General features: G+C 68.0%; 18 protein-coding genes. 8 read left to right on the top strand and 10 right to left on the bottom strand.

The features are described from left to right. Positions 1–43 precede the first annotated feature (43 nt). Genes GGR88_RS00090 through GGR88_RS00080 form a run of 3 tightly spaced genes read left to right on the top strand, consistent with a single transcriptional unit; the run spans position 44 to position 3,097 of the window. Complete coding sequence (locus GGR88_RS00090; protein ID WP_167951728.1) at positions 44–1,696, top strand: amidohydrolase; 1,653 nt, start codon at positions 44–46, stop codon at positions 1,694–1,696. Continuing rightward, positions 1,660–2,517: a copper resistance protein NlpE N-terminal domain-containing protein gene (locus GGR88_RS00085; RefSeq protein ID WP_167951726.1), complete on the top strand. Its 858-nt coding sequence runs from the start codon at positions 1,660–1,662 to the stop codon at positions 2,515–2,517. The genes GGR88_RS00090 and GGR88_RS00085 overlap by 37 nt, the downstream gene beginning before the upstream one ends. Before the next feature lie 49 nt (positions 2,518–2,566). Then, positions 2,567–3,097 carry a hypothetical protein gene (locus GGR88_RS00080; RefSeq protein WP_167951724.1) on the top strand — a complete coding sequence of 177 codons (531 nt, stop codon included), beginning with the start codon at positions 2,567–2,569 and terminating at the stop codon, positions 3,095–3,097. Positions 3,098–3,105: 8 nt separating this feature from the next. Here GGR88_RS00080 and GGR88_RS00075 read toward each other — a convergent pair whose 3' ends face one another. From GGR88_RS00075 to GGR88_RS00060, 4 genes are all read right to left on the bottom strand, one after another. Then, entirely contained in the window at positions 3,106–3,729 is a 624-nt protein-coding gene (locus GGR88_RS00075) for a redoxin domain-containing protein (protein WP_167951722.1), read from the bottom strand. A 16-nt stretch (positions 3,730–3,745) separates the two neighbouring features. Then, positions 3,746–5,806: a protein-disulfide reductase DsbD family protein gene (locus tag GGR88_RS00070; protein WP_167951720.1), complete on the bottom strand. Its 2,061-nt coding sequence runs from the start codon at positions 5,804–5,806 to the stop codon at positions 3,746–3,748. A gap of 86 nt (positions 5,807–5,892) precedes the next feature. Further along, positions 5,893–6,834: a methylenetetrahydrofolate reductase gene (gene metF, locus GGR88_RS00065; protein ID WP_167951718.1), complete on the bottom strand. Its 942-nt coding sequence runs from the start codon at positions 6,832–6,834 to the stop codon at positions 5,893–5,895. Further along, positions 6,831–7,772, bottom strand: coding sequence for a metalloregulator ArsR/SmtB family transcription factor (locus GGR88_RS00060; protein ID WP_167951709.1), 942 nt, complete (start codon positions 7,770–7,772; stop codon positions 6,831–6,833). The genes metF and GGR88_RS00060 overlap by 4 nt, the downstream gene beginning before the upstream one ends. A gap of 130 nt (positions 7,773–7,902) precedes the next feature. Here GGR88_RS00060 and GGR88_RS00055 point away from each other — a divergent pair, with 130 nt between their 5' ends. Continuing rightward, positions 7,903–8,214, top strand: coding sequence for a hypothetical protein (locus GGR88_RS00055; protein WP_167951701.1), 312 nt, complete (start codon positions 7,903–7,905; stop codon positions 8,212–8,214). 145 nt (positions 8,215–8,359) lie between these two features. Here GGR88_RS00055 and groL read toward each other — a convergent pair whose 3' ends face one another. Both groL and groES read right to left on the bottom strand, forming a co-directional pair. Then, positions 8,360–10,003: a chaperonin GroEL gene (gene groL / locus GGR88_RS00050; protein WP_167951699.1), complete on the bottom strand. Its 1,644-nt coding sequence runs from the start codon at positions 10,001–10,003 to the stop codon at positions 8,360–8,362. Between the two features lie 55 nt (positions 10,004–10,058). Further along, positions 10,059–10,346 (bottom strand): co-chaperone GroES, encoded by a 288-nt coding sequence (gene groES / locus GGR88_RS00045; RefSeq protein ID WP_167951697.1) that lies wholly within the window; start codon positions 10,344–10,346, stop codon positions 10,059–10,061. Positions 10,347–10,557: 211 nt separating this feature from the next. Between groES and sppA the strand changes: the two genes are divergently transcribed. Further along, complete coding sequence (gene sppA, locus GGR88_RS00040) at positions 10,558–12,435, top strand: signal peptide peptidase SppA (RefSeq protein ID WP_167951695.1); 1,878 nt, start codon at positions 10,558–10,560, stop codon at positions 12,433–12,435. 9 nt (positions 12,436–12,444) lie between these two features. Here the strand turns inward: sppA and GGR88_RS00035 are convergent, their stop codons facing one another. The 4 genes from GGR88_RS00035 to GGR88_RS00020 all read right to left on the bottom strand — a co-directional run bounded on the left by GGR88_RS00035 (position 12,445) and on the right by GGR88_RS00020 (position 14,820). Further along, on the bottom strand, positions 12,445–13,032 hold the full coding sequence (locus tag GGR88_RS00035; protein WP_167951693.1) for a trimeric intracellular cation channel family protein: 588 nt from the start codon (positions 13,030–13,032) through the stop codon (positions 12,445–12,447). A gap of 83 nt (positions 13,033–13,115) precedes the next feature. Beyond that, a complete protein-coding gene (locus GGR88_RS00030; RefSeq protein ID WP_167951691.1) occupies positions 13,116–13,595 on the bottom strand; it encodes a MarR family winged helix-turn-helix transcriptional regulator in 480 nt (159 codons plus the stop codon). After that, the gene (locus tag GGR88_RS00025; protein WP_167951689.1) at positions 13,595–14,485 is read right to left on the bottom strand and encodes an ROK family protein; all 891 of its coding nucleotides are present in this window, start codon (positions 14,483–14,485) and stop codon (positions 13,595–13,597) included. Before GGR88_RS00025 ends, GGR88_RS00030 begins: the two co-directional genes overlap by 1 nt. Positions 14,486–14,547: 62 nt before the next feature. After that, a complete protein-coding gene (locus GGR88_RS00020; protein WP_167951687.1) occupies positions 14,548–14,820 on the bottom strand; it encodes a hypothetical protein in 273 nt (90 codons plus the stop codon). Between the two features lie 185 nt (positions 14,821–15,005). Here GGR88_RS00020 and GGR88_RS00015 point away from each other — a divergent pair, with 185 nt between their 5' ends. The 3 genes from GGR88_RS00015 to GGR88_RS00005 all read left to right on the top strand — a co-directional run bounded on the left by GGR88_RS00015 (position 15,006) and on the right by GGR88_RS00005 (position 17,990). Continuing rightward, positions 15,006–15,548, top strand: coding sequence for a glycoside hydrolase family 108 protein (locus tag GGR88_RS00015; RefSeq protein ID WP_167951685.1), 543 nt, complete (start codon positions 15,006–15,008; stop codon positions 15,546–15,548). A gap of 12 nt (positions 15,549–15,560) precedes the next feature. Further along, complete coding sequence (locus tag GGR88_RS00010) at positions 15,561–15,974, top strand: holin family protein (protein WP_167951682.1); 414 nt, start codon at positions 15,561–15,563, stop codon at positions 15,972–15,974. 531 nt (positions 15,975–16,505) lie between these two features. Then, a complete protein-coding gene (locus tag GGR88_RS00005) occupies positions 16,506–17,990 on the top strand; it encodes a hypothetical protein (protein WP_167951680.1) in 1,485 nt (494 codons plus the stop codon). Positions 17,991–18,397 lie beyond the last annotated feature (407 nt).

Below are 18,397 nucleotides of genomic sequence, written 5' to 3'. Positions count from 1 at the left end.
ACCCCATCTGGCGTGGGATCGGAACTGCCGCTAATCCCGGGCCATGCGTTCCGCCCTTCTGTGCGCCGCCATCGCCCTGGCAGCGATCGCCTCCCCCGCCGCTGCCGAGCAGCTGATCGACAATGTAAACGGCATCACGCTCGACGCGCGCGGCCGCGTGGTGCGATTCACCGGCCTGGTGATCGACGACGAGGGCAAGGTCGAACGCCTGCTGGAGCGCGGGGATCGGCGGCCGGAGCGCCCGGACACCCGCCTGGACGCGCGCGGCCGCACGCTGATGCCGGGCTTCATCGATGCGCACGGGCATGTGATGGGTCTGGGCTTTTCCGCGCTCACGCTGGACCTGACGCCGGCGCGAACGCTGGCGGAGGCGCAGCGGCTGATCGCGGACTATGCCGCGGCGAACCCGCAGCGGCCGTGGATCATCGGGCGCGGCTGGAACCAGGAGAGCTGGGGCCTGGGACGCTTCCCGACGGCCGCCGACCTCGACCAGGTCGTGGCGGACCGGCCGGTCTGGCTGGAGCGGGTGGACGGCCATGCGGGCTGGGCGAACAGCGCGGCGATGCGCGCGGCCGGCATCACCGAGCAGACGGAGGCGCCGGCGGGCGGCCGCATCGAGAAGACAGGACGTGCGCCAAACGGCATCTTCGTGGATGCGGCGGCCGAGCTGGTGCAGCGGGTGGTGCCCGTCCCCTCCCCCAAGGACCGCGACGCAGCGCTGGCGCGGGCGCAGGACATCCTGCTTCGGCTGGGCATCACCACGATCGCCGACATGGGAACCAGCCTTGATGACTGGATGACCTTCCGGCGCGCGGGCGACGAGGACCGGCTGGGCGTGCGGATCCTGTCCTACGCCAGCTCCGTGCCCGAGATGCTGACCATCGCCGGGCCGCGGCCGACGCCGTGGCTGTATGGCGACCGGCTGCGGATGCTGGGCGTCAAGATCTATGCCGACGGTGCGCTGGGATCGCGCGGGGCATGGCTGATCGCACCCTATCATGACGCGCCGAACACGTCGGGTCTGTCGCTGATCGAGGACACGCGCCTCAGGAACCTGATGAGCCGGGCGACCATGGACGGGTTCCAGGTCGCCATCCACGCGATCGGCGATCGGGCCAATCGGCAGGTGCTGGATGCCATCGCCGAGCTTGCCGAGAGCTATCCGGGCGGAGACCGCCGCTGGCGGGTGGAGCATGCGCAGGTGCTGAGCCCGGCCGACCTGCCGCGGCTGGCGCAGCACGGCACCATCGCATCGATGCAGCCGATCCACCAGGTGAGCGACCGCCAGATGGCGGAGGCGCGGCTGGGGCCGGAGCGGCTGAGCGGCGCCTATGCCTGGGCCACGGTGCTGCGCGACGGCGGGCGGCTCGCCTTCGGGTCCGACGTGCCGGTGGAGAGCGCGGATCCGCTTGCCGGGTTCGCCGCCGCGATCAGCCGCGAAGGATCGGACGGCCAGCCGGCCGGCGGGTGGCAGCCGCAGGAAAAGGTCACGCGCGAGCAGGCGCTGGCGGGCTTCACCACCGGCGGGGCCTTTGCCGGCTTTGCCGAGGACCGGCTCGGCCGCTTGGCGCCGGGCATGCAGGCCGACTTCGTGCTGATCGACGGCGATCCGCTGGAGGCCTCGCCGGCCGAGATCAGGGCGATGAGAGTGGCCGAAACATGGGTCGGCGGCCGCCGGCGGTTCGTGCGGCGGTGATGCGGCTGGCGATCCTGGCGGCGGCGCTGGCGGTGGGCGGCTGCGGGCTCGTGACCGTCAGCGAGCCGGAGAACGGATCGGACGCAACCCCGGTGGCGGAGCGCCCGGAGGTGGTGTCCGACCGGCCGATGGCGTGGAGCTATGGCGGGACGAGCGCGGCGCCCACCGCGCTCTACGGCGCGAGCGCAGGGCAGCCGACGCTGGCGCTGACCTGCGACCGGGAGGGACAGCTGATGCGGCTGCGCTATGCCACGGCCTCGGCCGCGCCCGACACGCGGCTGGTGGTCGCCGTCGGCGGCGAGGAGCGGTTGATCGAGGCGACGCCGGTGCCGGGCGGGCTGGAGGGCGAACTGCTGCTGGCCGATCCGCTGTTCGACGGGTTGGGGCAGGCGGCGTCACGCTTCCTGATCGCGGCCGGATCGGAGCCGGCGCTGTCGGTGCCGGGCGGCCCGGCGATCCGGCGCACGGTGACCGCCTGCCGCCGTCCGGCCGAGGTGCGCCTGTCGGGGGCCGTTTTCGCCGGGCTGCTGCCCTGTGCCGACTGCCCGGGTGTGGAGACGGTGCTGACCTTCGAGGGGCCCGAACCCGGCATGGGGCGGTACCGCCTCAGCCGCGACTATCGCGACGGACGACCGGCGGTGGTGGAGACCGGCACGGCGAGCATCGATGATCGCTTTGGCCCCGGCGTGATCCGGCTCGATCCGGAAGGCGGTGGCCACCCCACCCTGCTCGATCAGGGCAATGCGGGGCTGTTGCTGCGCGACTCCGGCGGCAATCCGGATCCGGTGCTCGACCGTTTCCCGCTGACGCGGCGACGCTGAGGAACCGGAGCCTTCCCGGAGCGCTCCATCTGCCAGCAGGGAGAGCATCATGAGGATCTGGATCGGGACGGCATTGTCGGCGCTGGCACTGACCGCCTGCGGCGGGGCCGCCGACGACGCGGCAACCGGCAACGCCGCCGACGCGCCGGCGGGCGCTCAGGCCACCGGAACCGCGGCGGAGCCGCTGGTCGGCCTGTGGACCGGAGATGCTCCCGTCGATTTCTCGGGTGAAGGGCTGCGCACGCGAACGAGCGACGAGCGCATCCGCTTCAACGGGGATGGCAGCTTCCGCTATCTTGCCCGGCTGATCATCTACGGCCCTGAACTGCCGTCCGAGGGGATGGGCTTCGCCATCGACGGAAACGGCCGCTGGCAGCGCCAGGGCGACCAGCTGACGCGCGACTACAGCGCCGTCAGCGTGACGCCCGAGCATGAGGACGGCGAGCTGCGCCGCCTGTCGATCCAGCTCGGCGAGGAGATGGCGGCGGAGCCGGCCATAATCAGCCGGATCGATCAGGTCGACGGCGGCCGGCTGACGCTGACCACCGACGGGAAGGCGCAGAGCCTCACCCGCCGGTAGCCGCTCGATCAGCTGTCCGCGTACTTGACCGTGCAGCCGTAGGGACGCGCCTCCGGCACCGAAACCGGGCGCCCGGCGCGAACCTCCTCCAGCGCGGCGAGCACATGATTGCGCGCGCCCTGAATGTCGGCCTGGTTCGCCGTGGGTCGATCGTCGATGCCCCCCTGGTAGACGAGGCGCCCTGTGCCATCGATCACGTAAAGGTGCGGAGTGGTCCGCGCATCATAGCCACGACCGACAATGCCGCGCGGATCGAGGAGATAGGCGGTCGGCGCGCTGTTCCACCGCGTCATCACCGCGCGGGCGCCTGCGCCATCGACATGGCCCTGCTTGCCGGGGGCGCCCGAGTTGATGGTGAGCCACACCGCCCCGCCGCGGATCGCCTCCGCCTGGGTGCGCTGCATGTTGCCGCTCTCATAGTGCTTGCGGACGAACGGGCAGTCCGCGTTTGTCCATTCAAGCACGACCGGGCGTCCGCGATACTGGGACAAGGTCACGACCTGCCCCTGTGCATCGTTCAAGCGGAAGTCGCGGGCAAAGGCGCCCGTCCGCTGCTGCGCGGCGACGGGAACCGCCACCGCCGCGATCGCCACGGCCGCGATGCCGGCACCGATCCAGGACGAAGATGTCATCAGCGTCTCCTTTCGATCATCCATTCACCAACCCGGCGACTCGGGTCGGGGTAAGCACCTGCGGGAGGACCTCGGGCGCCTCGCTGCCCACAGGGTACCACAGGTAGAGCGGAACACCCGATCGTCCATGCGCGCTCAGGAAGCGCCCAAGCGCAGGATCGCCGTCCGTCCAGTCGCCAACCAGCACCGCGACATTGCCCTGCCGGAACGCCTGCGCGACCTCCGCCCGGTCGATGGCCGTGCGCTCGTTCACCTTGCAGGTGATGCACCAATCCGCCGTGAAATAGGCGAATACGGGCCGGCCTTCCGCCCGCAACGCCGCCAGCCGGGCTTCGGAAAAGGGCTCCGCGCCGGCAATACCGGTCGCGGCGCTCGCCGCATCGCGCGGTGCCGGCTGCACCAGCAAAGCGAGCACGAGGGCGGCCAAGGCTGCAGGCATCGCCACAGGCCAGATGCCGCGGCCCGCGACCTGGCGCCGCCCGCTCCACCACAGCCCCAGCGCCAGCAGCAGCGCGGCCCCAAGCCCGATTGTCATGCCGTCGGCACCGGCCTGCCGACCGAGGATCCACGCGATCGCCAGCGCAGTCAGGAACATGGGAACGGAAAGGATGCGGCGAAGCCGGCCCATCCACGGGCCGGGCCGCGGAAGCCGGTGGCGGAGCGCCGGGACAAAGCCGATGAGCAGGAAGGGCAAGGCCAGGCCAAGGCCCAGGCCAGCAAACACCGCCATCGCCGCAGGCAGCGGCAGCAGCACGGCCGTGCCGAGCGCGACGCCCATGAACGGCCCCGTGCAGGGGGTTGCGACGAACGCCGCAAGCACGCCCGTCCAGAAGGCTCCCCCGGCCCCGCCCTGCCCCGCCAGCCGGCCGCCCGACGCGAGGGCCGGCAGTTCGAACAAGCCAGCGAGGTTGAGGGCGACAGCCAGCACCACGAGCAGAAGCACTGCCATGACGCGCGGATCCTGGAGCTGGAACGCCCATCCGGCGGCGGCGCCGCCGGCCCGCAAGGCCATGAGAACGCCGCCCAGCAGCAGGCAGACACCCACCACACCAGCCGTGTAGGCAAGCGCATCGCGCCGGGCCGCGGCCGCACTCTCCCCCGACCGCGCGAGGCTCAACGCCTTGAGGCTGAGGATCGGGAAGACGCAGGGCATGATGTTCAGGAGAAGGCCGCCGAGCAGCGCCCCGCCAAACGCGGTCAGGAACAGTCCGGCCGACATGGCGCCTGCTGCATCGACCTGCGAGAGGGGCTCTCCTCCCGACGGGACGGCGCCGGGGCGTGCCGAGAGCGAGAAGCCGCGCCCACCATCAAGCGCGAGGACGCCGTCGAGCGTCTGGACCCCTGCTGCGCCCGCGCGAGACGCGGTTTCGACCACCAGTCGATCGCCATCGCGCGTGACCTGCTGTGCCGCGGCATAATCGATCACGCCGTCCGTCAGCGGATAGAAATAGGCGTCTGATACCGACAGCGATGCCGGCAACGGCACCGCGATCCTGAACCGATCACCGGCAGCCGCAAAGCGGGCCTCTGCCCCGAGCGGGCGCGGCAGGCGCGCGCGAATGGCATCGAACCGTGCGCGGTCGGACGCATCGACCTGACCGTCGCCGACGGTCAGGTCGATGGAGAGGCTCGCCTTTGCCGGCACGCATACCTCCCGCGTGCATTCCAGCCAGTCGAGATCGGCGCGGATCGGCAGGCGCGTTCCCGGGGCGAGGCCGGCAGGCACCTGCAGGTCGAGCGGGTGCGCATAGGCGCCTTCGTAGACATATTGCATCAGCCCGGCGAGCAGGAGCCGCTCAGGCACCTGATAGCCGAGCGGGCCGGCGGTGACCCCCGGCGGCAGGGTCCACCGCACGCTGGTCTCGATGCCGGCGTCGCCCGGGTTCTTCCAGTAGCCGTGCCAGCCCGAAGCCGGCGTCATCACGAAGGCGAGCGAAACGGGCGCGCCAGCGCGCGGGCTCATGCTCTCCGCGACAAGCTCGGCGCGGATGTTGGGCGTGTTCTGGGCCGCCAGCGGCATGGCCGGCACCAGAGCCATGACGCCGAGCAAACGGAGGATCCAGGCAAGCAGATGCATCAGCCGATCATAGCCGAGCGGACCCGGCCCTGCCCAGCCCGAGCAGATTGCGGTGAGTGCGGCGTGCCCGTTCGCCGCGGTGCCGATCAGGCCGCGGCGGCCTTGGCAACCGGACGCGCGCGCAGGCCGAGCAGGTGACAGATGGCAAAGCTCAGTTCCGCACGATTAAGCGTGTAGAAGTGGAAGTGGCGGACACCGCCCGCATAAAGCCGGCGGCACATCTCCGCCGCGATCGTGGCCGCCACAAGCTGACGGGCGGCGGGCTGATCGTCGAGCCCTTCGAACAGGCGGTCCATCCAGCTGGGGATCTCGGCCCCGCACATGCCGGCGAACTTGCGCGTCTGGGCGACGTTGGACACGGGCAGGATGCCGGGCACGATCTCCTGATCGATGCCGGCCGCCGCCGCGGCATCGCGAAACCGGAAGAATGTCTCCGGCGCGAAGAAGAACTGCGTAATCGCGCGGCTGGCACCGGCGTCGAGCTTACGCTTCAGATTATCGATGTCGTGGGCAAGACTGGCGGCCTCCGGATGCGCTTCCGGATAGGCCGCAACCGAGATGTCGAACGGATGGCGCGCGCGCAGCCCGGCAACGAGGTCCGCCGCGCTCGCATAGCCGTCCGGGTGAGGGCGAAAGGCTTCGCCGGCAACCGGCGGATCGCCGCGCAGGGCAACGATGTGGCGGACGCCTGCAGCCCAATATTCGTCCGCGATCTCGTCGATCTCACCACGGCTGGCTTCGACGCAGGTGAGATGGGCGGCGGCCGACAGCGGTGTCTCGCGCTGGATGCGCGTCACGGTGGCGTGGGTCCGCTCCCGCGTGGAGCCGCCCGCGCCATAGGTGACCGAGACGAAGCGGGGGGCCAGGGGCGCGAGCGTCTGCACCGCGTCCCACAGAACCTCTTCCATCTTCGCCGTCTTGGGCGGGAAGAACTCGAACGACACCTCCGCATCGCCTGCGAGATCGGCATAGAGCGGCGCGTCCGTTGCGGTGCGCGCTTCGTTCAGCTGGTCGAGGGACAGGATCATGCCGCCTTCTCCTTGATGCCGCCGGGGCGGGATGCGCTCCACAGCTTCACTGTCAGTTCGCCGCCTTCGAGCCGCTCGACACGATCGAGCGTCAGGCCGGCCGCCTGCATCCAGACCGCGATCTGATCGTCCGAAAAGCCAAGGCGGACATGCTGATCGCGGTCGCGAAGATCCTCGCGATCGTGGCTGTCGAAATCGACGATCAGCATGCGCCCACCGGTTGCGAGGAGGCGCGCAGCCTCGGACACCGCGGCGCCCGGCTGCTGCATGAAATGGAGGACCTGGTGCAGGATCACCGTGTCCGCGCTTCCGCCGGTCAAGGGCAGCGCCTGGAGATCACCCTGCCTGAGTTCCGTTGGCGGCAGATCGGCGGCGGCCAGCTTCGCCCGCGCCAGCCGCAGCATCTCCGGGCTGCGATCGATGCCGATCGCGTGCACGGCGCGACCGCCGAACAGCTCAAGCATGCGGCCGGTCCCCGTGCCGAGATCAACCAGCCGGCCAAGCCCATCCTCGCCCAACGCGCCGGCGATGGCGGCTTCGACCTCGGAATCCGCGACATGAAGCGACCGGATGGCGTCCCACTCCTCGGCATGCGCCTCGAAGTAGCGATCGGCGGCGGCCGCGCGTTCGCTGACGACGGCGTCGAGCCGCTCCCTGTCAAGGACGAGCACGTCGGCATCGGCAGAGCCGACCGCCATGATCAAGGGGGCGCTCGTCTCGTCGCCGGCAAGCTTCAGGAACACCCAGCTGCCTTCCTTGCGCCGCTCGGCAAGGCCGGCGTCGCACAGGATGCGGACATGGCGGGAGACGCGCGGCTGGCTTTGACCCAGGATCTGCGCCAGTTCGCCAACCGACAGCTCCATGCGCCGCAGGAGCGCCACGAGCCGGATCCGCGTGGGATCGGCGAGCGCGCGGAACATGTCGAGCAACTGGGTCACCGAAGCGGATATAAAGATATCTTTATATGTGGTCAAGGAACCTAGGTCAGGATCGCCCGTTTCGATGCGTCGGCGAAATGGTGTAGACATTCGCCGCCGCCGAACCTCGGCCGTTCAAGGAGGGATTACCATGATCAAGTTCGCTGCTGCTCCGATCCTCGCCATCGCCGCGCTCGGCCTGGGCGCCTGCTCCGAGCGCACGCAGGATGCCGCCGAAGCGACCGCCGACAGCGCAGCCAACGACACCGCCGCAGCAACGGACGAGGCCGCAGCCGACGTCGACGCCGCAACCGACGACATCCAGGCCGCGACCGACAACGCGCTGGACGATGCCGAGCGCTCGCTGGACAATGCCGGTGCCGCGATCGGCAACGCTGCCGATGATGCCGCCGACGCGACCGGCAACGCGCTGATCGACGCGGGCCAGAGCGTTCGCGACTGAAGCACAAGCTGATCCGGCCCACGTGCCGGATCGGTCATTGCCGAGAATCAAAAAGGGCCGGGGATCGCTCCCCGGCCCTTTTCTGTTCGTCCCCGTTGACCGGGACGGTGGGTCGTCGGCGCGGCGAGGCCGCGCCGAGGCCGGATCAGAAATCCATGCCGCCCATGCCGCCCATGCCGCCGCCCGGCATCGCCGGTGCCGCCTTGTCTTCCGGCAGCTCCGCCACGGTTGCTTCGGTGGTGATGAGCAGGCCGGCGACCGACGCCGCGTTCTGCAGCGCGGTGCGAACCACCTTGGTCGGATCGATCACGCCGGCGGACACCAGGTTCTCGTAGGTGTCGGTGGCTGCGTTGAAGCCGAACGAGGTGTCCGTCTGATCAAGCAGCTTGCCCGAGACCACCGCACCGTCGTGGCCGGCGTTGGTGGCGATCTGGCGGACCAGCGCGGTCAGCGCGCGGCGAACGATGTCGATCCCGCGGGTCTGGTCGTCGTTGGCACCGGTCAGGCCGTCAAGCGCCTTGGTGGCATAGAGCAGCGCCGTGCCGCCGCCGGGGACAATGCCCTCTTCGACAGCCGCGCGGGTCGCGTGCAGCGCGTCGTCGACGCGGTCCTTGCGCTCCTTGACCTCAACCTCGGTCGCACCGCCGACCTTGATGACGGCGACGCCGCCGGCCAGCTTGGCCAGCCGCTCCTGCAGCTTCTCACGATCATAGTCCGACGTGGTCTGCTCGATCTGCTGACGGATCGCATCGACCCGGCCCTTGATCGCGCCCTCGTCACCCGCACCGTCGACGATGGTGGTGTTGTCCTTGTCGATCGACACGCGCTTGGCGGTGCCGAGCATGCCAAGCGTCACGGACTCGAGCTTGATGCCGAGATCTTCGGACACGACCTCACCCTTGGTGAGGATTGCGATGTCCTCAAGCATCGCCTTGCGACGATCGCCGAAGCCCGGGGCCTTGACCGCCGCGACCTTCAGGCCGCCGCGCAGCTTGTTGACGACAAGCGTGGCCAGAGCCTCACCCTCGATGTCCTCGGCGATGATCAGGAGCGGACGGCCCGACTGCACAACCGCCTCCAGGATCGGAAGCATCGACTGCAGGTTCGACAGCTTCTTCTCGTGGATCAGGATATACGGGTCAGCGAGCTCGACCTGCATCTTCTCCGGGTTGGTGATGAAGTAGGGCGACAGATAGCCGCGGTCGAACTGCATGCCCTCGACGACATCGAGCTCGAACTCGAGGCCCTTGGCCTCCTCGACGGTGATGACCCCTTCCTTGCCGACCTTGTCCATGGCCTCGGCGATCTTCTCGCCGACTTCACGGTCGCCGTTGGCGGAGATGATGCCGACCTGTGCCACCTCGTTGGAGCCGCTGACCGGCTTCGAACGCGCCTGGACGTCAGCCACGACCTTCTCGACCGCCTGGTCGATGCCGCGCTTCAGATCCATCGGGTTCATGCCGGCAGCCACCGACTTCATGCCCTCGCGCACGATCGCCTGGGCGAGCACGGTGGCCGTGGTGGTGCCGTCGCCGGCGTTGTCGTTGGTCTTCGAGGCCACCTCGCGCAGCATCTGCGCGCCCATGTTCTCGAACTTGTCCTTGAGCTCGATCTCCTTGGCGACGGTAACGCCGTCCTTGGTGATGCGCGGTGCGCCGAAGCTCTTGTCGATCACGACGTTGCGACCCTTCGGCCCCAGCGTCACCTTCACCGCGTCGGCGAGGATGTCGACGCCGCGCAGAATGCGCTCACGAGCGTCGCGCGAGAATTTCACGTCCTTGGCTGCCATGTGGCTACCCTTTCAGAGATTGTGATTGGAGAAGAATGGCGATGGTCGCGGATCGTCAGCCGACGATGCCGAGAATGTCGCTTTCCTTCATGATGAGCAGGTCTTCGCCGTTGAGCTTCACCTCGGTGCCCGACCACTTGCCGAACAGGATGCGGTCGCCGGCCTTCACCTCCAGCGGGTGAACATTGCCGGAGTCGTCGCGGGCGCCGGTGCCGGCTGCGACGATCTCGCCCTCTTGCGGCTTTTCCTTGGCGCTGTCGGGAATGATGATCCCGCCGGAGGTCTTCTCTTCGGCCTCGACACGGCGGACGAGCACGCGGTCGTGCAGCGGACGAAAGTTCATTCGGTCCATCCTCTTCGATGAAAGCAGCAAAATCGTTGTTGGCACTCACGTTCGGCGAGTGCCAGCGCCAGCCATATGCGAACCGCCTCCTGAAGCGTCAAGCAGCGCCAGGGAACCTTTTTGCAGCTAGGGTTCAGGAAGGCGGCGTGACGGGCGATTTACAGGGCGAGGAGCACACAGTAGCCCTTGGGCAAGCTGGAAGGATGATCGAATGTCATTTGTGCGGGGCGCGTGGCGACTTCTGGTCGGGATCAAGGATGCGCTTGTTCTCCTCTTCCTGCTGCTGTTCTTCGCGCTGGTCTGGGCTGCGCTGCAGGCCACGCCGAACCGCGCGATCGTGCCCGGAGCGCTGTTGCTGGATTTCAACGGCGGCATCGTCGAGCAACCGGCGCCCAGCGACCCGGTTGCGATCCTCTCCGGCGGAGCACCGACCCGCGAATACCGGCTGAGCGAGGTCGTTCGTTCCATCGACAGCGCGATCCCCGATGCGCGCGTGAAGGCGATCGTCCTCGACCTAGACCGGTTCACGGGCGGGGGCCAGGTGGCACTGCAGACCGTGGGCGACGCGCTTGACCGCGCGCGTCGCGCAGGCAAGCCGGTGCTCGCCTACGCCACCGGCTACACCGATGACAGCTACCAGCTCGCGGCGCACGCGAGCGAGGTCTGGATGGATCCCATGGGTCTGGCGGCGATCGCCGGACCCGGCGGTTCGCAGCTATACTTCAAGGGGCTGATCGACCGGCTGGGGATCACCGCCCACATCTATCGCGTGGGGACGTTCAAGTCGGCGGTTGAGCCGTTTCTGAGGGCCGATCAGTCGCCGGAGGCGCGACGGGCGAACGAAGCGCTCGCAGGCGCGCTGTGGCAAGCCTGGCTCGCCGACGTGAGCGCCGCGCGTCCGAAGGCGCAGATCGCGGCTGTCGCGGCGAACCCGACGGCCGCGCTGGCCGGCCCCGGCACGCTCGCAGAGGCAGCCGTCGCGCGCGGTCTGGTCGACAGGCTTGGCGATCGCGTGCAGTTCGGCGCCCGCGTGGCCGAGCTGGCCGGAACGGGTCGGACGCGGGGCATCGATCGGTTTGCGGCCATCCCGTACCGTGACTGGGTTGCAGCCCACCCCCTTCCGACCGCGGGCGCGCCGATCGGGATCGCGACGGTCGCGGGCACAATCATCGATGGTCAGGCGGATCCGGGCACGGCGGGAGGCGACTCGGTCGCGCGTTACATCCTGGAGGCGGTTCGCGCGAAGAGCGTTCGGGCAATCGTGCTTCGCATCGATTCGCCCGGTGGTTCCGCGCTTGCATCCGAGCGCATCCGGCAGGCGTTGCTGGAGGCGCGCCGGCAGAACATCCCGGTGGTCGCCTCCATGGGTTCGGTGGCGGCGTCCGGCGGATACTGGGTGTCGACGGCAGCCCAGCGCGTCTTTGCCGAGCCCGCGACGATCACCGGATCGATCGGCGTCTTCGGGGTCATTCCCACGATCGAAGGCGCACTGTCGAAGATCGGTGTGACGAGCGATGGCATCGCGACGACGCCGCTGTCCGGGCAGCCAGACATCTTCGGCGGCACCAATCCCGCCTTCGACCAGCTGATGCAGTCGGGGGTCGAGGACATCTACGGCCGGTTCATCGGGATCGTGGCGCAGGCGCGCCGGCTCCCGCCCGCGCGCGTTGCAGAGATCGCGGAAGGCCGCGTCTGGGACGGTGGCAGCGCGCGCCAGCTGGGTCTGGTCGACGCGTTCGGCGGGATCGATCAGGCAATGGCCGAGGCCGCGCGCCTTGCGAAGGTCGATCCTCAGGCAATCCATGCTGTCTATCTCGAGCGACAGCCGACCGCATGGGAGCAGGCGCTCGCCGGCTTCGAGCGGCGCAACGAGGATGAGACCGACGCGACCGACGCACTGACCCGCCTCGTCGCGCGGCAGCAGAGACTGGCACTGGCCAGCGTGGCGGAAGCGCGGCTGCTGGTGTCGGGCAGCGCCATCCAGGCACGGTGCATCGAGTGCGCGGCGATGGCTGGCAGCGTTCCGAAACTCTCCACCCGGGAGACAGCGTCGCTCGGCGAGGTCATGCTCCGGTGGCTGGCGCGGTGACGTGCGCGATCAATCCCGGTCGGGCGGGTAGCCGGGCAGCGCCAGCCCACGGCTGACCGCCACCGCGCGCAGGGCGAAGCCTGCGCCGGCGGCGGGAAGTGCCGCGGCCGCGCCGGAGAGGCCGACCACGTCGAGCAGGACGAACAGCCCGGAGGCGAGCGCCGCCGCCGTAACGTAGAGCTGCGGCCGCATGAGGATGGATGGTTCCCCCGCCAGCACGTCGCGGATGATGCCGCCCACGCATGCCGTGACCACGCCCATCAGCGCCGAGGTAAAGGGTGGCACGCCAAGGCTGAGCGACTTGGCGGCCCCGAACACGGCATAGGCCGCGAGCCCGACCGCATCGAACCAGTCGAGCGCCCGTTCGCGGCGCCACCAGCGTGCCGGCGTTACCCAGATCAGCAGCGCGGTGCCGATGCACACGAGCGGGTAGCGCGGGTTCCCGATCCAGAAGACCGGCGCGCCGATCAGCAGGTCGCGCACCGTGCCGCCGCCGACACCCGTGATCAGTGCAAAGAAGGTGAAGGTGACGATCGTCTGACCCGCGCGCGCGGCCGCCAGCGCTCCCGACGCGGCGAACACCGCCATCCCGACCATGTCGAGCGCGCTGAGCGTGGGAGCGATCAGTTCGGGAAGGCGCGGATCGATGGCGACACCTCGACGTGGTGGAACGGTCGCGCCTAGTCCGCAGCGGCGGGCTTGGGCAACTCATCACCGACGGGCAGGTCGAGCACGGCGGCATCGATGCGGCGGAGCATCGCTTGGAAATGCGCGAGGTCGTCAGCCGAAAAGCTGCCGAAGATCTCAGCCTCCAGCGCCAGCGCCTTGGGCGCAACAGCATCATAAAGGGCCCGCCCGGCTGCGGTGAGGTGGAGGAGGCGTGCGCGACCGTCGTCGCTGTGCCGGCTCTTGGCGACAAGCCCGCGCGCGGTCAGGGAGAGGGCGGCGCGGCTGACCGTCACCTTGTCCATCCGGGTCCGCATGCCGACGGCGGCCTGGGTGATGCCGTCGGCCTCCGCCAAGACCGCCACGAGGCGCCATTCAGGGATGGAGAGGCCGAACAGCGATTCGTAAATCGCCGCGATCCGCGCGCTCACGAGGTTGGACGTGAAGGACAGCCGATAGGGCAGGAACGTGTCGAGCGTGAGCGGTTGGGGCATCAGCGGGCCGCCATGGCCAGGGCGAGTGCGCCGAGCAGGCCGGCCTCTCCGCCCAGTGCGGACGGCACGATGAGGGCATCATAGCCCAGCCGGTCGACACCGAAGTAGCCGGCGGCCGCGCGGTCGGCCGCAGCGCGGATGCGCGCCACCAGGCCTGGCGTGGCAAGCACGCCGCCGCCGAAGACGACGCGGGAGGGGGAGAGGATCGCCTGCTGCCACAGCACGAGCTGCGCGAGGTAGAAGGCGATGATTTCGTGCGCCTCATGACCATCGGGCAAGTCGGACAGGGGCGATCCCCAGCGCGCCTGGATGGCGGGTCCGCTCGCCAGCCCTTCCAGACAGGCACCGTGGAAGGGGCAGACACCGGCAAACTCCGGATCGCGCGGGTGGCGGACAGGGCTGCCGTGGCCCATCTCCGGATGGCGCAGGCCGTGGATCACCATGCCGCCGACGATCACGCCACCGCCGATCCCGGTTCCGACCGTCACATAGGTGGCGACATCGGCTCCTGCCGCGGCGCCCCAGCGATGTTCGGCGAGGATGGCGGCGTTGACGTCCGTGTCGAAGCCGACCGGGCAGCGGAAGCGGGCGGCGAAGGGTGCCGCGAGATCGGTCCCGCTCCAGCCCGGCTTCGGGGTGTCGACGATGCGGCCCCAGCCGGGTGAGGTCGGATCGACGTCAGCGGGGCCGAAGGTGCCGATGCCGACGGCAGCGAAGCGGCCCAGCTCCGCCTCGGCGGTGGCGAAGAAGGCAATGGCGGTGGCGATCGTCTCCTCAGGAGCCGTTGTCGGCAGACGATGCTGGCGCAGCATGCGGCGGTCGCCGCGTGCCACGCCGAGCATGAATTTGGTGCCACCCGCCTCGATGCAGGCGAACAGGTCTGACGTCACGCCGGTGCCCCCCTTCTCCCGCTCACCGTGTCGCACGGCGAGCGGGCCGGGGCCAGCCGCGCTCAGTCCTCGACGCGGACGGTGCCGCGACGGCCGCGGCGTTCGCGGACCTCCTGATTATAGTCGCGCCGAGCGTCGGCGAGTTCGCGGCGGTACTCGGCATAGGCCTCGTTGCGGTCCTGGCGGGTGTCGGCGCGGCGGAGGTCGCTGGCGAGTTCGCGCCGCGCTTCCGCGATGTCCGTCCGGTAGTCGAGCCAGTGGGTGTCGCGGCGGTCGCTGGCGAGCGCGGGGCTGGCGACGGTGGCGGTGGCGGCGAGGATGAGGAACAGACGCATCGGGTATCTCCGATCAGATAGTCCAGGGGCAAGGAAACGTCCGACCCGTGCCGTCGGCTCCGCGGGGTGCGGCGGAGCGAGTGGGGGTGAGCGCCAAGTTGACGCTGCGACCGGCCGCCCCGCCAGAAAGCGCTTTCCTACAGCGAACCTTTTTGGTTAGTAGGCAGCCGTGGCGGGAGGCAGGCATGGCGGACGTGGCGGAGTTGATCGAGGCACTGATCGAGCGGGAGGGCGGGTTCGTCGATCACCCGGCGGATCGCGGCGGGGCGACGATGTGGGGCATCACCGAGCGGGTGGCGCGCGCGCATGGCTGGCAGGGCGCAATGGCGCGGATGCCGCAGGCGCGGGCGGCCGCGATCTACCGCCGGATCTATTGGGAGCGGCCGCGCCTGGACGCTGTCGCCACCCGCGCGCCGGCAATCGCGTCGGAGATGTTCGGCACCGGCGTCAACATGGGCACGGGCATCGCCGTCCGCTTCCTGCAGCGGGCGCTGAACGCGCTGAACCGGCAGCAGCGGGACTTCGCCGACATCGCGGTGGACGGCGCGATCGGACCGGCGACGCTGGGCGCGCTCGACGGCTTCCTGCGGGTCCGGGGACGCGCGGGGGAAGCGGTGCTGCTGAAGGCGATCGATGCGCTGCAGGGGGCCCGCTACGTCCGCCTGGCGGAGCAGCGACCGGCCAACGAAGCCTTCCTCTATGGCTGGCTTGCGAACCGGATCGGTTAAGGGAGAGCGCGCATGAGCATCATCGACGGCATCATCGGCCCACTGGCGCGCATCATCGACAAGGTGGTGCCCGATCCGGCGGCACGCGACGCGGCGAAGCTGGAGCTGATCCGCATGGAGGGCGGGCAGGAGCTGGAGGCGATCCGCGTGCAGATGTCCGCAATCCTGGCCGAAGCGGCGTCGGCCGACCCGTGGACGAGCCGCGCGCGGCCGAGCTTCCTCTATGTCATGTATGCGCTGCTGCTGTGGGCGATCCCGATGGGCCTGATCGCAGCGGTGCGACCGCAGGCGGCAGACGCGATCGCGCGCGGGATGAGCGCGTATCTGAACGGACTGCCCGAGCCGCTCTACGCGCTCTTTGCGACCGGCTACCTCGGCTACACGGCGGCGCGGGCGTGGGGCAAGGCCAAGGGCGTTGAGCGGTAGCAGCGTGGAGCGGGCGGTGGCGCAGGAGCGGAGGCTCCGCCGAAAGGATCACCTGCCCGCCTGCCTCAGCCGATGAAGCAGGTGGAATGGTGTTGAGCGGCTGTATTGCGGGCGTTGCGGCGCGGGCTGCATGTCCGCTTAGGCTCAGGAGCGGACATTCGCAGCTGACCAGCTTCGACGTCAGCTACCAGCCAACCACGGACATGCCGCATGTATTGCGTCCTCTACAAAGAGGGCGCAGCTTAGCAAGGTCGTTGGATCGCGCTCGGCAGCCGACCACCACAATCGTCCGATCGGTTCTTTGGAGCATTTTAGTACCAGGCTGCAGCTTGGCGGGCTTTGAAAAGCGAATGCTGACCAGAAATTTAGCCGCTGGACGCAAATGGCTCGAACTGCAAGGTTTAGCTAAAGTGGCCGTCACACGCGGAAAATGCAAAGCATCAGGGGAGACTTATGAGAATCGCGTTTGCTTTATTTGCGCTCATATCAGTTAATCCACCGGCCCAAGCGCAAGTGGCGAGCCCCCTTGCCATGACGACCGATCCTGATGATCTCAAGGTTCTTGAAGAAGCCAGCGCCGCGGTATCATCTCGAAGCCCGGATCTTGCTCGCTTGGATGCTGTCCTGATCAAGCTTCCAAGACCAACGCCGCTCCGGGGAATGATTCAATCGGTGCGTGCAGGCGCCTTGCACGCTCAGAACAGGTCGGCCCAGGCAGTAGCCGCTATTAACGAGGGGCTTCGGTTATTGCCAAATCACCCCGTTCCTCAGCTCATTGCAAGTGGCATCTTCACCTTCACGGGCGCTCCTCAGAGAGGTGCCGACCTCTGGATGCAGGCAAGTGTGACCTCGCCAGAGTTAGCACGCGGCACCGATCCTTACATGCTCGACGCCCTTATAGGGCGGCTCTACGAAAACGGCGATCGAACGCGCGGGGATCGACTCAGCGCGCGCATGGCAGAGATCGGGTTCAGCACCGCATTGGCTTCTGCCCGCTCGCATGCTGCGCTTGCCCGAACACGAGAAGCTGTTCAAAATCAACAACTCGAGGAAGCCCTGCGAGGAATTGCGCTGATTAGCAATCCTGCTGATCTAGAAGTTCTTTTCGTCGATCGGCGCTATGAAGATCTTTGGCCTAGGATCGCTGAGTGGGGTGGAACGGACTTCGATCCGGTGTCTAGGCGTTACTTAGAAGAGCTGCGGGGCGACTGGGTTGCAGCAGGAGACCTAAACACAGCCACCGAGTATGCACGCCGTTTGTCACTTCTCAGAGCCGATGCTGCCGTTGTTGAGCTGTTTCTGCCGCTCTTCGACGAAGTACGAGTCGGTGCACCGCAGGATGGTATGGAATTCCTCGCGCCGGTGGTTGCTCGCTCAATGATAGTGGTGGGCAGACATGAGGACGCTTATCGATTGTTGGAGAAAGTTGCAGCGGCTTACCCGGAGGATGCCGGTGGTAATTCGCTGAACATTGATGCGGCTTTCGTATCTTTGGCCATGGAGCAGGCAAACTGGCCTGAAGTGATCTCATCTGCAGACCGCTTCCTGCGTGCAGCAGAGGCGCTTGGACCGTCAATCAACCGCTCTCCGCTTATAGCTGTGCGGTCAGCGCTGGCTTGTGCATACTCGCGAACAGCTCAGATGGAGGACGCTCGGCTACCTGCCGCCGAAGTTCTGCTGGCGGCGAACGTGATGCCTGGCTCTGCGCTGAACCTCCATCTCTGCAGAGGTGATACCGCGGCCGCACAAGCGCTCATCGTCGCACGTCTTGAGGATGTGGTCACGCGGGATTGGGCTTTGCGCTTTGTTCAAGCTCCGGGCCCGCGACGCGGAACTCCGCTAGAACTGCTTACGGGTCCGACCGCGGATCAAGTCCGTGCCGCCCCGGAAGTTATAGCAGCTGCCAACAAACACGGCAGGATCCTGCCAGCCGCTCTCGCAAGAAGTTTACCTGATGGGTTTGATCCTCTTGAAATTCGGCCCGCTCCCCAACCGTTAGATCCTAATGCAATCTAATGAGCTTGAGGAGGCGGCTCCAGACTTAGTTAGCCGCCTTTATCAGACTCGCGACAACTTGGATGATAGGCGGCTCGTAGAGCGGTACATCTTATTTCGCTCAACTATGAACAACACACTTATGCTTTAAAGTGGTCAGCATAGCTGAGTGCGGATCCTGCTCATCTCAACGCGATCAACATCGCGAGCTTCCGGCAGCAAGAAGAAGCGGTAATCTTTAACCTCCTCGACCGGGGTATACAAAGTCCTGCGCCCATCAAGGCCCGGACATAACTGATCCAGCTGAGTGACGCACGTTCTAGAGCCGACCATTGTCAATCGGCGTCCAAAAAGGACCCCCTATCGGCGTGCAAAAGGGACCCCTTTGTCGAGCAGCGTGACGGGTATGACGGGCGCGCCGTTCGCGC

It is taken from the genome of Sphingomonas jejuensis, assembly GCF_011927695.1.
GTDB classification, from domain to species: Bacteria; Pseudomonadota; Alphaproteobacteria; order Sphingomonadales; family Sphingomonadaceae; genus Sphingomonas_K; species Sphingomonas_K jejuensis.
This window is presented reverse-complemented; position numbering and strand designations above follow the sequence as displayed.